Source organism: Streptomyces glaucus, from assembly GCF_039533365.1.
GTDB lineage: Bacteria > Actinomycetota > Actinomycetes > Streptomycetales > Streptomycetaceae > Streptomyces > Streptomyces glaucus.
Map to the genome: position 1 here is coordinate 63,233 of NZ_BAAATK010000026.1, position 13,885 is coordinate 77,117.

Below are 13,885 nucleotides of genomic sequence, written 5' to 3' on the forward strand. Positions count from 1 at the left end.
TCACTCCCCCACGGAAGAGACGGGAACGGCACGCGCGAACCCGCCGTCCACCATCAGATTCGCCACGGTCTCCAACTCCGGCGGCGACCCCGCCAGCCGCGACAGGAACGCGTCGAAGTCGTCCCCGCACGGCAGCAGCAGCCGCTCCACCCGCTCCGCCGGCGACCACGACGGATCCACGTCACGCGCGTCGTCGTACGCGCAGAACCACACCGAACCCACCCGGTCGCCCTTCACCTTCACGGCCAGCAACCCGCCCTGGAGGAACGCGACCCCGAGATAGTCCTTCGTCAGATGGTCCCGCAGGCACTTGTTGACGTACACCAGGTCGTTGACCGCCGCCTCCTCCCGCACCGTGAAGAACGGCTGGTCCACCAGCAGCCCCAGCTCCGCGTCCAGCGCCGTCCCCACCGGCGCGCACCCGCCCGCCGCCTTCAGGAACGACCGGTACGCGCCCGGCAGCCGGTACCCCAGATCCTCCTCGACCCCCTGCACCTGCTGCTCCGTCACCGCGACCCCCGACTTCGGCAGCCCGAAGTGCGCCGGACGGGTCTCCTGCAACGGCCGCGTCCCCCGCTTGCCCTGGTCCACGTTCGCCGTCGCGAGCCCGCCGTGGTGCCGCAGCAGCGCCTTCACCTCGACCGGCACCAGCTCCAGCCGCCGCGTCCCCGCCACGTGGTGCCACGTCCAGCCGTGCGGCGTCGCCACCGCCGGCACCGTGTCCCACAACTCGTGCCCGGACGCCGCCAGCGCCGCGTTCGCCGACACGTAGTCCGTCAGCCGCAACTCGTCGACCCCGAACCCCTCCGGCGGCTCGGCGATCTCCGCCGCCGCCCGCGCGTACGGGGAGAAGTCGGGGTAGCCACGCTCGTCCACCCGCACCCCCCTCGGGTGACGGGCCGCCCGGACCGGATCCGGGAAATGCACGACCTGCCCGGCGTAGGCCGCGTTCGGCGGCGCGGCGTGTCCCTGGGCCTGGCGGCCGGGAGGTGCCCCCAGCCCGAGCCGACCTGTCGTCATGGCGGTTGCCCCCTGCGGCATTCAGTACGACCCGCAGGACCACCTCTGGCACCCTGCGGACCGCAGCGACTGTCACCTCTGTCCTCACCACGCGCCGACCACACGGATCACCGCATGGATCGCGGTGCCGACAGCCTATGCGGTACGTCGACACCGGTCACCGGCACCGGCCCCCACCCCCCGCCACCGCCGTGACCAGCCGTCACCCCACCGTGACAACCCGCCCGGACCCGGGCGTGTCGCCCCGCCCCAGCTTCCACACCGGCCGCGGCATTTGGCAGTCTGTGACCGCCGGGGGGACGCTCGGGAGGGGATGACGATCATGAACGCGACGCACACCGGACCACGGACCAGCAGGCCGGGCGACCCCCGGAACGGCGACCCCCGCATCGGCTGGAGCGCCACCGCCGCCCCCGCCCCGCCGACCCTCCGTCACCGCCGCGACGGCATCCTGCCCACCATCGCCGCCGCCCTCTCCGTCCGCGGCACCACCCTCACCGGCACCGCCGCCCGCGGCGACACACCCCCCGCCCTCCACCCCCTCGTGCAGGACTTCCTCGACACCCTCACCAGCGACCAGCGCGACCGCTTCACCGGTCGCTGCGCCGAGACCATCCTCATCTCCCGCCACATCGCCGCCGCCGACGCCGCCCGCAGCAAACGCGCCTCCCGCAAGCCCATGACCAACGGCGAAGCCCGCAAAGCCCTCAAGCACGCCAAACTCACCGCCCGCCGCATCCGCGAGGACGGCGACCCCCTGCACGGCAGCTTCGCCGCCCCCTGCCGCGCCTGCACCGCCCTCAGCGCCCACTTCGGCGTCCGCATCGTCGACCCCACTGCCGACTGACCCCGGACCACCCCGAACCACCTCGAACACCCCACGACCACCGACGATCGAAGGGCAGATGCACACCGACCGCGCCCCCTCCCCCCAGCCCCCCGCCCCGTTCGGACAGGGAGCACTCCCGCCCCGCTTCCCCGTCCCCGTCGACGCCGCCCTGCGCGCCGCCGGCTGGCGCCCCGGACGCTGGGACATCGAACAGGCCGAGATCTGGGCCGACACCCTGCGCGGCCACACCTCCCCCGCCGGACACCGCCACACCGTCTTCCCCGCCGCCGTCGAGGCCTGGGCCGAATTCGGCGGCCTGCACCTCACCCCCACCGGACCCGGCCGCCAGGTCGCCCCCGCCACCCTCCACCTCGACCCCCTGCACGGCCTCCACCTGGCCCGCACCCTCGGCGACCTCGGCCGCGCCCTCGACACCGAGGTCTGCCCCCTCGGCGCCGAGACCGACACCCAGGCCCTGATCGCCATCGACACCCAGGGCCGCGTCTACGCCCTCGACCACACCGGCGACTGGTACCTCGGCCCCGACGTCGACCACGCCCTCACCACCCTCGTCTCCGGCATACAGCCCACCCGCCTCACCGCCGGATGACACCGGGCCGCCGCACCCCGGCGGCCTCCCGGCGGCACTACGACGCCGGAATCACCGCCGACACCCGGAAACCCCCCGCGTCCGTGGGCCCCGACACGAACACCCCGCCCAGCGCGACCACCCGCTCCCGCATCCCCACCAGACCGTTCCCCCCGGACGGCAACCGCGCCGACGACGCCGACGCCCCCTTCGGCGGCGGCTCGTTCTCCACCTGCATCGCGATCTCCGACCCCCGATGCGCCAGCCGCACACGCGTCCTCGCCCCCGCCGCGTGCTTGTGGACGTTCGTCAGCGCCTCCTGCACCACCCGGTACGCCGTCTGCTCCACCTCCGGCGCATACGCCCGCGCCTCCCCCTCGACCGACAGATCGACGACCATCCCCGCCGCCGCCGACTGCCCGACCAGCTCACCGATCTCGTCCAGGCACGGCCCCTCCGCCGCACCCCCGCCCGCGTCCTCGGCGACCCGCGAAGCCGCCGCGGCCGCCGCCGCCCCCACCGCGGCCAGCGGCACCACCGGCCGCTCCCGCCGCCCGTCCCCACCGCTGCGCAGCACCCCGAGCATCTCCCGCAGCTCGGTCAGCGCCTGCCGCCCCATGTCCCCCACCAGCGCGGCGTTCCGCACGGCCTTCTCCGGATCCTTCCGGGCCACGGCCTGGAGGGCGGCGGCATGCACCACCATCAGACTCACCCGATGCGCGACGACGTCGTGCATCTCCCGCGCGATCCGCGTCCGCTCCTCGTTCCGCGCCCACTCCGCACGCTCCTCCGCCCGCTCGGCGAGCAGCTGCAACTCCCGCTCCAGACTGTCCGCCCGCTCCCGCAGACTCTCCATCAGCCGCCGCCGCGCCCCCACGTACAGCCCCAGCAGCACCGGCGGCGCGGTCAGCCCCAGCGAGATCGTGAGCGCGGCGAACGGCACGAACCAGTCCCCGAGCGTCGGCTCCCCCCGCGCCAGGTCCTGCCGCACCCGCACGAACGTCACGATCGCCGTCCCGACCAGCGACATCCCCGCGAGCGAGGCGATGATCCGGCGCGGCACCTCGCACGCGGCCAGCGTGTACAGACCGACGACACCCAGCAGAAACCCCATCCGCGCCGGAGTGATCGCGACCGCCACCAGTACCACGGCCACCGGCCACTTGCGCCGCACCACCAGCACGGCCCCGGCCAGCAGCCCGAACACCACCCCCACCGCCGGCGGAATCCCCGCCTCCCGCGCGAACGGAACCCCCTCGAACGCACACTCCAACGCCGACACGGCCGCCAGCGACACGTCCAGCACCGCGCCGCGCCGCCTGTCCCACCACCACGGCCCACCCCGGACCGCCACGTGGTCTTCCCCCGTCGTGGTCATGCCCCCAGCCTACGGGCGCCCGCGACGGCTTTTCCGTCGACTTTCCGGCATCCCCGCACACCACACCCCGCGACCGGACGACAGCGATCCGCCCCGAAATCCCTCGAACTGCCGAATCGCACACCGTTCGCCCCCGGAATCCCCCATTCCGCCCGGACGGTATGCACATGGCACATGCGTCCGGCAAGTACGCCGACTTCGAAGGACTCCGGGAACGAGCGGTGGCCCTGCGCCGCGCGGGGCTCAGCCTCCGCCGGATCCGCGACGAACTGAAGATCCACAACAACGATCTCCTCCACCGGCTGGTGAAGGGAGAACCCCCACCGGAGTGGACCAAGCGGCCGCGCGCGAAGGACGACCTGCGCGAGCGGGCCCGGGAACTGCGGCTCCAGGGCTGGACGTACGACCGGATCCAGGCGGAACTGGGCTGCTCGAAGAGTTCGATCTCGCTGTGGGTACGAGACCTGCCGAAGCCGGAGCACAGGCGCAGCCCCGCGGAAGCGGCAGCGATCGCCAGGCGGGGCTGGGAGGCGAGACTCCGTATCCGCGACGAGGAGCGGCAGCGCACCAAGGATGCCGCCAAGCAGGCGGTCGGCAGGCTCTCGCACCGGGAGTTGTTCCTCGTGGGCGTGGGCCTCTACTGGGCCGAGGGCGGCAAGGACAAGCCGTACGACCGCCGCGAGAACGTCACCTTCGTGAACAGCGATCCGAGCATGATCCAGGTCTTCCTGGCCTGGCTCGACCTCCTGGAGGTGGAACGCGAGCGTCTCCGCTTCACCGTCATGATCCACGAGACCGCCGACGTGGCGGCCGCGGAGCGATACTGGGCCGGCATCGTCGGCGCCGACCGCTCCGCGTTCAACAAGACGATCCTCAAGAAGCACAACCCGAAAACGGTCCGCAAGAACGTCGGCGACTCCTACCGCGGCTGCTTGGTGATCAAAGTCCTGCAGAGCGCCGACTTGTACCGTCGCATCGAGGGGTCTTGGTACGGCATAGTGTTGGGTGCCGACTCGGCGACCTGACCGAATGTCCGGTTTAGTCGAGTTTCATCCCCCATGGTGTAATCAGGCAGCACTGAGGGTTTTGGTCCCTTAAGTTCAGGTTCAAATCCTGATGGGGGAGCTTTCTTCACACGGGCCCTGACAGCCGAGTCAGGGCCCGCTCCCATGTTCCCCCAGAAACCCCCCGGTATCCTGCGGATGTCCACCCCCTCCCCATCCACAGCCGAAGGGCATCCCGTGAGCGCCATTCGCCCGGCAGCCGTCGTCGTTCTCGCAGCGGGTGAGGGCACCCGTATGAAGTCGGCCACACCCAAGGTCCTGCACGAGATCTGCGGCCGCAGCCTCGTGGGCCACGTCCTCGCCGCCGCCGGTGAGCTGCGGCCCGAGAACCTGGTCGTCGTGGTCGGCCACGCCCGCGAGAAGGTCACCGCGCACCTCGCCGAGGTCGCCCCGGACGTGCGCACCGCGGTCCAGGAGCGACAGCTCGGCACCGGGCACGCCGTGCGGATGGCGCTGGAGGAGCTGGGCGGTTCCGTGGACGGCACGGTGGTCGTCGTCTGCGGTGACACGCCGTTGCTGACCGGTGAGACGCTGCGGGCCCTCGCCGAGACCCACGCCGCCGACGGCAACGCCGTCACCGTGCTGACGGCCGAGGTGCCGGACGCGACCGGTTACGGCCGTATCGTGCGCGACGGGGCGACGGGTGCGGTCACCGCGATCGTGGAGCACAAGGACGCCTCCGAGGCGCAGCGGGCGATCCGGGAGATCAACTCGGGGGTGTTCGCGTTCGACGGGCAGTTGCTGGCGGACGCGTTGAAGAAGGTGCGCACGGACAACAGTCAGGGCGAGGAGTACCTGACGGACGTGCTCGGGATCCTGCGGGAGGCCGGGCATCGCGTGGGCGCGTCGGTGGCCGGCGACCATCGGGAGATCGCCGGTATCAACAACCGGGTGCAGTTGGCGCAGGCGCGGCGGATCCTCAACGACCGGTTGCTGACGCGGGCGATGCTGTCCGGTGTGACGGTCGTCGATCCGGCGACGACGTGGGTGGACGTCACGGTGACGTTCGAGCGGGACGTGACGGTTCACCCGGGTACGCAGCTGCTCGGGGCGACGCATCTGGCCGAGGGCTGTGAGGTCGGTCCCCATTCGCGGCTCACGGACACCCGTGTGGGTGCGGGGGCGCGGGTGGACAACACGGTGTCCCTGGGGGCGGAGATCGGGGCGGAGGCGACCGTGGGGCCGTACGCCTATCTCCGTCCGGGTACGCGGCTGGGGCTCAAGGGCAAGATCGGTACGTACGTGGAGACGAAGAACGCCACGATCGGCGAGGGGACGAAGGTGCCGCACCTGTCCTACGTCGGTGACGCGACGATCGGTGAGTACACCAACATCGGTGCGGCGAGCGTCTTCGTGAACTACGACGGGCAGGAGAAGCATCACACGACGGTCGGTTCGCACTGCCGTACCGGTTCGGACAACATGTTTGTGGCTCCTGTCACGGTCGGGGACGGGGCGTACACCGCTGCCGGCTCGGTGATCACCAAGGACGTGCCGCCCGGTTCGCTGGCCGTGGCCCGTGGTCAGCAGCGGAATATCGAGGGTTGGGTGGCTCGTAAGCGTCCGGGGAGCGCGGCGGCGAAGGCGGCCGAGGCGGCTTCCCGGGAGGCCGGTGGCGAAGGCTGACCGGAAACCGGTGCGCCGAAGTCGGCGTACCGTGATAAGTGCACATCCGCACCCCACCAGCTGAGACGGCCTCCCGCACCCAGCGGTGAGGTTGTGCGTGACCCAGCTGCGACACCTCTGAGGAGACAGTGCTGTGACCGGGATCAAGACGACCGGCGAGAAGAAGATGATGTTCTTCTCCGGCCGCGCCCACCCCGAGCTTGCCGAGGAGGTCGCCCAGCAGCTGGGTGTCGGGGTCGTCCCGACGAAGGCCTTCGACTTCGCCAACGGTGAGATCTATGTGCGGTATCAGGAGTCGGCGCGTGGTGCGGACTGCTTCCTGATCCAGAGCCACACGGCTCCGATCAACAAGTGGATCATGGAGCAGCTGATCATGATCGACGCGCTGAAGCGCGCGTCGGCCCGCTCCATCACCGTCATCGTGCCGTTCTACGGTTACGCGCGGCAGGACAAGAAGCACCGCGGGCGTGAACCGATCTCGGCGCGTCTGATCGCGGATCTGATGAAGACGGCCGGCGCCGACCGGATTCTCGCCGTGGATCTGCACACGGACCAGATCCAGGGCTTCTTCGACGGTCCGGTGGACCATCTGTTCGCGCTGCCGCTGCTGGCGGACTACGTGGGCGCGAAGGTGGACCGGGAGAAGCTGACCGTGGTCTCGCCGGACGCGGGCCGGGTGCGGGTGGCGGACCGGTGGTGCGACCGGCTGGGCGCGCCGCTGGCGATCGTGCACAAGCGGCGGGACAAGGACGTCGCGAACCAGGTGACGGTGCACGAGGTCGTCGGTGATGTGCGGGGCCGGATCTGTGTGCTGGTCGACGACATGATCGACACCGGTGGCACGATCTGCGCGGCGGCGGACGCGTTGTTCGCGCACGGCGCGGAGGACGTGATCGTGACGGCGACGCACGGTGTGCTGTCGGGTCCTGCGGCGGACCGGCTGAAGAACTCGCGGGTGAGCGAGTTCGTGTTCACGAACACGCTGCCGACGCCGGGTGAGCTGAGCGCGGATCTGGACAAGATCAAGGTGCTGTCGATCGCGCCGACGATCGCGCGGGCGGTGCGTGAGGTGTTCGAGGACGGTTCGGTGACGAGCCTGTTCGACGAGCAGTAAGGGTTCTTCCGTCCGGTTCGGGCGGGTTTTGAAGATCGTTTTGGGTGCGGCCTCCCGGCCCGGGTAAACTGCTGCAGTTGCTCGGCGAGGGAGGCCGTACCGCTTCGGAAGAGGCTCGTACGGCGGTCCGTAATCGACGCGCTCTTCGTAGCAGGCCGTTCGTGGCCGGGTGACCACGTCCGTTTTCTGACTTCCTACGAGGAGTGATCATGTCCGAGGTGAAGATCGCCGCCGAGACGCGCACCGAGTTCGGCAAGGGTGCCGCGCGTCGTATCCGTCGGGACAACAAGGTCCCGGGCGTGCTGTACGGGCACGGTTCCCAGCCGCTGCACCTGACGTTCCCGGGTCACGACCTGCTGCTGGCGCTGCGTACGCCGAACGTGCTGATCTCGCTGGACATCGACGGCAAGTCGACCGAGCTGGCGATCCCGAAGGCGGTGCAGCGCGACCCGCTGAAGGGCTTCCTGGAGCACGTGGACCTGCAGCTGGTCCAGCGCGGCGAGACGGTCACGGTCGAGATCCCGGTGCAGACCGAGGGCGAGCTGGCGCCGGGCGGCAACCTGCTGGAGCACCTGCTGGACACGGTGTCGGTGGAGGCCGAGGCCACGCACATCCCCGAGGCGCTGACGGTGTCGATCGAGGGTCTGACCGCGGGTGACACGGTCCACGCCAAGGACATCGAGCTGCCGAACGGCGTGAAGCTGGCCACGGACGGCGAGACCGCCGTGCTGCAGGTCGTGACCGGCCAGGTCGAGGCGCCCGCTGAGGGCGAGGGCGAAGAGGCCGCCGAGGCCTGATCCTCGTCGGCGCTGTCGGAGGCTTTCGTCGGCCGCTGTTCCCGTGCGGGGCAGCGGCCGACGCGTATGAAGGAGACATGGACGTGACGACCGACGCGGGCGCTCCCTGGCTGATCGCCGGGCTGGGCAATCCCGGCCCCGAGTACGCCGGCCACCGGCACAACGTCGGGTTCATGGTGGTCGATCTGCTGGCGGAGCGGATCGGGGGGAGGTTCAAGCGGCACGGGAAGGCGCAGGCGCAGGTGGTCGAGGGCCGGATCGGGCCGCCGGGGCCGGCGAACCGGCGGGTGATCCTGGCGAAGCCGATGTCGTACATGAACCTGTCGGGTGGTCCGGTGACCGCGCTGCGGGACTTCTACAAGGTGCCGACGGCGCATGTGGTCGCGGTGCACGACGAGTTGGATATCGACTACGGCACGCTGCGGCTGAAGATCGGCGGCGGGGACAACGGGCACAACGGGCTGAAGTCGATCACGAAGGCGCTGGGGCCGGAGTACCACCGGGTGCGGTTCGGGATCGGGCGGCCGCCGGGGCGGATGCCGGTGGCGGATTTCGTGCTGAAGGACTTCTCGTCGGCGGAGCGCAAGGAGCTGGACTACTTCGTGGACCGGGCGGCGGACGCGGTGGAGTGCCTGGTGATCGACGGGCTGGAGCGGGCGCAGGGGACGTACAACTCCTGAGCGGCGCGGCTTCCGGTCCGGGCGGCTGCACGGCCGGTCAACTCCGTGGGCGGGCGGCTCCGGATCCGCCCGCCCACGGAGTTGACCGGCCGTGCAGGCATGGCCAATGATCCCGGCCATGCCTGTCTCTGCTTCCGCTTCCCGCCGGGTCTCGTCCGCCGTGCTGCGGTTCGGGCGGCGGGCGGTGACGGGCACGGTCGCGGTGCTGGTCCTGGTCGCGGGGGTGTGGGCGTCGTGGGGCGCGGCGCAGCACGTGATGCTGCCCAAGGGCCGGGAGCGCGGCACGGTCGAGGTGACGCGGTGCGGCGCGGGCTCCTGCACGGGTCCGTACACGCCCGTCTCGGCGGGGTCGCGGCCGCGCGGGCGGGTCGTCGTCGAGGACACGGTCGCGGTGGCCGAGGGGCGGACGTACCCGGTGGTGGTGAAGCCGGGCAGCGACGACGTGGTGCGCTCGGGCACCGCCGGGGTGCTGTACGCGTGGGTTCCGCTGGGCGGGGCGCTGCTGCTGGCGTCGGTGCTGGTGGCCGGGGGGCTGCGGCTGACGCGGGCCGCGTGGGTGCTGGCGGGGGCGGGGCTGGCGCTGCTGACGGCGGCGTTCGTGGCGGTGTGACCCGCGTTCCGTGCCCCGGTCCCGTGCCCGTGGCCGCAACGGCACGAGGGTGCCCCCGGGCCCGCGGTCGCGGGCCCGGGGGCACCCTCGTGGTGTCCGGTGGCCGGGGTCAGCCGGTGTTGCGCAGGCCGGCGGCCACGCCGTTGACGGTCAGCAGCAGGGCGCGGGAGAGCAGCGGGTCGGGCTGCTCGCCCGCGGCGACGGCGTCGCGCTGGCGCTTGAGGAGGGTGACCTGGAGGTAGGAGATGGGGTCGAGGTAGGCGTCGCGGATGGCGAAGGTCTGCTTCAGCACGGGCTGGGCGTCCAGCAGTTCCTTCTCGCCGGTCACCCGCAGCACCTCGGCCACGGTGAGTTCGTGCTCGGCCTCGATGGTGTCGAAGACGTGCTTGAGTTCGTCGGGGACGAGGGTGTCGACGTAGTGCCGGGCGATCCGCAGGTCGGTCTTGGCCAGGGTCATCTCCACGTTGGAGATGAAGTTGCGGAAGAAGTGCCACTGCTGGTGCATCTCTTCCAGCACGGTGTCCAGGCCGGCCTCGCGCAGGGCCTTCAGTCCGGAGCCGACGCCGAACCAGCCGGGCACGATCTGCCGGGACTGGGTCCAGCCGAACACCCACGGGATGGCGCGCAGGCCGTCCAGGCCGGCGCCGGAGTCGGGCCGGCGGGAGGGCCGGGAGCCGAGGTGGAGGTCGGCGAGCTGGTCGACGGGGGTGGAGGCGAAGAAGTACGCGGGCAGGTCGGGGTCCTCGACCAGGCGGCGGTAGGCGGCGTGGGCGGCGTCGGAGACGACGTCCATGGCGGCGTCCCAGCGGGCGAGGGCCTCGGTGGACTGGCGGGGTGCGGTGTGCAGGGCGGAGGCCTGGAGGGTGGCGGCGACGGTGAGTTCCAGGTTCTCCCGGGCGAGGGAGGGGATGAGGTACTTGTCGGAGATGACCTCGCCCTGCTCGGTGACCTTGATCTCGCCCTCCAGGGTGCCCCAGGGCTGGGCGAGGATCGCGTCGTGGGTGGGGCCGCCGCCGCGGCCGACGGTGCCGCCGCGGCCGTGGAAGAGGCGCAGGCGGACGCCGTAGCGGTGGGCGACGTCGCGCAGGCGGCGCTGGGCGCGGTGGATCTCCCACTGGCTGGTGGTGATGCCGCCGAACTTGGAGGAGTCGGAGTAGCCGAGCATGACCTCCTGCACGTCGCCCCGGAGCGCGACCAGGCGCCGGTAGGACGGGTCGGAGAGCATGTCCTCCAGGATGGTGTCGGCGGCCTTGAGTTCGTCGGTGGTCTCCAGCAGCGGCACGATGCCGATCTTCGCCCAGCCGGCGTGCAGGTCGATCAGTCCGGCCTCGCGGGCGAGGACGGCGGCGGCGAAGACGTCGTCGGCGCCCTGGCACATGGAGATGATGTAGGACTCGATGACCTCGGGCCCGAAGACCTCCAGGGCCCGCTTGACGGTCTGGAAGACGCCGAGGGTCTTCTGGCCGGCCGCGTCCACGGGCGCCGGGGTGGGCGCGAGCGGGCGGCGGGAGCGCAGTTCCTTCGCGAGCAGCTTGGCGCGGTACTCGCGGGGCATGTCGGCGTAGCGCCAGGACTCCTCGCCGAGCCGGTCGAACAGCTGGCCGAGGGCGTGGTGGTGGGCGTCGGCGTGTTCGCGGACGTCCATGGTGGCCAGCTGGAGGCCGAAGGCGGCGAGCGTGCGGATGGTGCGGGCGAGGCGGCCGTCGGCGAACAGGCCGCCGCGGTGCTCGCGCAGCGAGGTCTGGATGATGCGCAGGTCGGCGAGGAGTTCGCCGGTGCCGAGGTAGTCGCGGCCGGGCTCGTGCGGGGTGCCCTTGGCGAGGCGCTGCTTGGTGTTCTCCAGCTTCTGCCGGACGCAGGTGGCCTTGAGCCGGTAGGGCTCCTCGGCGTTGAGCCGCTTGTAGCGGGGGCTGATCTCGGGCAGGTTCTCCAGGTCGGCCTGGAGGGAGGTCAGCAGTTCCTCCGTCGCGCCGGTGTAGCGGATGGAGTTGGACAGGAAGCCGCGCAGCTCGTCGATCGTCTCCAGCGCGTCGTTGATGCCGTGCTCGTGCTGGAGGATGAGGACGTCCCAGGTGACCTGGGGGGTGACGTTGGGGTTGCCGTCGCGGTCGCCGCCGATCCAGGTGCCGAAGGTGAGGGGGCGGGTGTCGTCGGGCAGCTTGACGCCGACGCGCTCCAGTTCGGCGGTGAGGTCCTCCAGGACGTCGCCGACGGCGCCGGCGTGGAGTTCGTCGAGGTAGTAGATGGCGTTGCGGGCCTCGTCGGCGGGCTCGGGGCGGACCACGCGCAGTTCGTCGGTCTGCCACACGAGGTCGATGTTCTCGGCCAGCCGGGTGTCCAGGCGCCGGCGGTCGGACTCGATGACGGGAGTCTCCAGGAGCGCGGCGATGCGCCGGAGCTTGTTCAGTACCGACCGGCGCGCGGCCTCGGTGGGGTGGGCGGTGAACACGGGGCGGACGTTGAGGTTCTGGACGGTCGCGCGCAGGTGCTCGGGGTCGGCGTCCTTGAGCCGGTCGGCCGTGCGGGCGAGCAGGCCGCCCTCGGCGGCGCGGCGGGCGCGCAGTTCGCGGCCCCGGTGGACCTGCTCGGTGACGTTGGCCAGGTGGAAGTAGGTGGAGAAGGCGCGGACCAGCTTGGCCGCGGTCTCCAGTTCGATGCCGCGCAGCAGCTCTGCGGCGGCCTCGCCGTCCTCGCGGGTGAGGCGGCGTACCTTCTCGACGAGCTCCAGCAGCTCGGGGCCCTCCTGCCGGACGAGGGTCTCCCCGAGGAGATCGCCCAGTCGGCGGATGTCGGCGCGCAGTTCACTGCTGGTCGTCGTGTTCTGGTCGTCGGCACTGCTCACAGGTGCGGCTCCTTGCAGTGTTGAAGCTCGTCTGGGAGGGGAACCCGGACGGCGTCTCGCGCGGCGGGTGCCGCATACGGGCCGGACATCCGGGAAGAACTCAGAACGGACCGCGCTGTCCGACCGACTCCAAGGATAGGTGTCGGACGGGGCGCGCAGGCTCGCGGGCTCTTGCCGCGGGACGACGCACTGCCATACTTACGAAGCCGTAGGTTACGGAACCGTAGGAAGTGCCGCACGGTTCCCGCGACCCGGCACCGCCTCACATCCACACACCCCCCAGGGGACATGCATGACCACGAGTTCCGATGTGATCGAACACCCCTCCAAAGCGCCAGGCCAGCCCGGTTCCGACGCGCTGCCCTCCGCCACCTTGGGCGGCGAGCGGAAGCGTTCGGTCGAACAGATCACGCTTCTCCTCTTCATCACCGTCCCGTTCGTCGCGCTGGTCGCGGCCGTGCCGCTGGCGTGGGGCTGGGGGGTGAGCTGGCTGGACCTCGGTCTGCTGGTCTTCTTCTACTTCCTGGGCTGCCACGGCATCACGATCGGTTTTCACCGGCATTTCACCCACGGTTCGTTCAAGGCGAAGCGGCCGCTGCGGATCGCGCTGGCGATCATGGGATCGATGGCGGTCGAGGGGCCCCTGGTCCGCTGGGTCGCCGATCACCGCAAGCACCACAAGTTCTCCGACGCCGAGGGCGACCCGCACTCCCCGTGGCGGTACGGCGAGACGATCCCGGCCCTGATCAAGGGCCTGTGGTGGGCACACATCGGCTGGATGTTCGACGAGGAGCAGACCCCGCAGGACAAGTACGCCCCGGACCTGATCAAGGACCGGACGCTGCGCGCCATCTCCCGCCAGTTCGTCCTGTGGACGGTCGTGTCGCTGGCGCTGCCGGCGCTGATCGGCGGGCTGGTCACCATGTCGTGGTGGGGCGCGTTCACCGCGTTCTTCTGGGGGTCGCTCGTCCGGGTGGCGCTGCTGCACCACGTGACGTGGTCGATCAACTCGATCTGCCACGCGGTCGGCAAGCGCCCGTTCAAGTCGCGTGACCGGTCGGGCAACGTGTGGTGGCTGGCGATCCTGTCCTGCGGCGAGTCCTGGCACAACCTGCACCACGCCGACCCCACCTCCGCGCGGCACGGGGTGGAGCGCGGCCAGCTGGACTCCTCGGCCCGGCTGATCCGCTGGTTCGAGCAGCTCGGCTGGGCGTACGACGTGCGCTGGCCGTCACGCTCGCGTATCGATTCGCGCCGCAGCACCGGGGAAGGCGGCTCCCGGCGTCGGAAGGCGGCCGCCGAGGCTGCATGATGGTCGCGTGGCGACCGACTCCAG

12 protein-coding genes are annotated in these 13,885 nt (G+C 71.1%); 9 read left to right on the forward strand and 3 right to left on the reverse strand.

Features of this window, described 5'->3' with window-relative positions:
* Window positions 1-1,020, reverse strand: coding sequence for an SMI1/KNR4 family protein (locus ABD363_RS19945; protein ID WP_344605433.1), 1,020 nt, complete (start codon window positions 1,018-1,020; stop codon window positions 1-3).
* 322 nt (window positions 1,021-1,342) lie between these two features.
* Between ABD363_RS19945 and ABD363_RS19950 the strand changes: the two genes are divergently transcribed.
* Both ABD363_RS19950 and ABD363_RS19955 read left to right on the forward strand, forming a co-directional pair.
* The gene (locus ABD363_RS19950) at window positions 1,343-1,867 is read left to right on the forward strand and encodes a YwqJ-related putative deaminase (RefSeq protein WP_344605435.1); all 525 of its coding nucleotides are present in this window, start codon (window positions 1,343-1,345) and stop codon (window positions 1,865-1,867) included.
* A gap of 58 nt (window positions 1,868-1,925) precedes the next feature.
* On the forward strand, window positions 1,926-2,459 hold the full coding sequence (locus ABD363_RS19955) for an SUKH-3 domain-containing protein (RefSeq protein WP_344605437.1): 534 nt from the start codon (window positions 1,926-1,928) through the stop codon (window positions 2,457-2,459).
* 37 nt (window positions 2,460-2,496) lie between these two features.
* Here the strand turns inward: ABD363_RS19955 and ABD363_RS19960 are convergent, their stop codons facing one another.
* Complete coding sequence (locus ABD363_RS19960; protein ID WP_344605439.1) at window positions 2,497-3,816, reverse strand: sensor histidine kinase; 1,320 nt, start codon at window positions 3,814-3,816, stop codon at window positions 2,497-2,499.
* A gap of 167 nt (window positions 3,817-3,983) precedes the next feature.
* On the opposite strand from ABD363_RS19960, the gene ABD363_RS19965 reads away from it, so the two are divergent.
* From ABD363_RS19965 to ABD363_RS19990, 6 genes are all read left to right on the forward strand, one after another.
* Window positions 3,984-4,841 (forward strand): hypothetical protein, encoded by an 858-nt coding sequence (locus tag ABD363_RS19965; RefSeq protein ID WP_344605441.1) that lies wholly within the window; start codon window positions 3,984-3,986, stop codon window positions 4,839-4,841.
* 216 nt (window positions 4,842-5,057) lie between these two features.
* Entirely contained in the window at window positions 5,058-6,506 is a 1,449-nt protein-coding gene (glmU, locus tag ABD363_RS19970) for a bifunctional UDP-N-acetylglucosamine diphosphorylase/glucosamine-1-phosphate N-acetyltransferase GlmU (RefSeq protein ID WP_344605443.1), read from the forward strand.
* Window positions 6,507-6,639: 133 nt separating this feature from the next.
* Window positions 6,640-7,620 carry a ribose-phosphate diphosphokinase gene (locus ABD363_RS19975; RefSeq protein WP_344605445.1) on the forward strand — a complete coding sequence of 327 codons (981 nt, stop codon included), beginning with the start codon at window positions 6,640-6,642 and terminating at the stop codon, window positions 7,618-7,620.
* Between the two features lie 209 nt (window positions 7,621-7,829).
* The gene (locus ABD363_RS19980) at window positions 7,830-8,417 is read left to right on the forward strand and encodes a 50S ribosomal protein L25/general stress protein Ctc (protein WP_344605447.1); all 588 of its coding nucleotides are present in this window, start codon (window positions 7,830-7,832) and stop codon (window positions 8,415-8,417) included.
* 77 nt (window positions 8,418-8,494) lie between these two features.
* Window positions 8,495-9,097, forward strand: coding sequence for an aminoacyl-tRNA hydrolase (pth, locus tag ABD363_RS19985; protein ID WP_344605449.1), 603 nt, complete (start codon window positions 8,495-8,497; stop codon window positions 9,095-9,097).
* Between the two features lie 106 nt (window positions 9,098-9,203).
* Complete coding sequence (locus ABD363_RS19990; protein WP_344605489.1) at window positions 9,204-9,707, forward strand: hypothetical protein; 504 nt, start codon at window positions 9,204-9,206, stop codon at window positions 9,705-9,707.
* Between the two features lie 109 nt (window positions 9,708-9,816).
* Here the strand turns inward: ABD363_RS19990 and ppc are convergent, their stop codons facing one another.
* Window positions 9,817-12,549, reverse strand: a complete 2,733-nt coding sequence (gene ppc / locus ABD363_RS19995; protein ID WP_344605451.1) for a phosphoenolpyruvate carboxylase — start codon at window positions 12,547-12,549, stop codon at window positions 9,817-9,819.
* Window positions 12,550-12,841: 292 nt separating this feature from the next.
* Between ppc and ABD363_RS20000 the strand changes: the two genes are divergently transcribed.
* Window positions 12,842-13,861, forward strand: a complete 1,020-nt coding sequence (locus ABD363_RS20000) for an acyl-CoA desaturase (protein ID WP_344605453.1) — start codon at window positions 12,842-12,844, stop codon at window positions 13,859-13,861.
* Window positions 13,862-13,885: the final 24 nt, after the last annotated feature.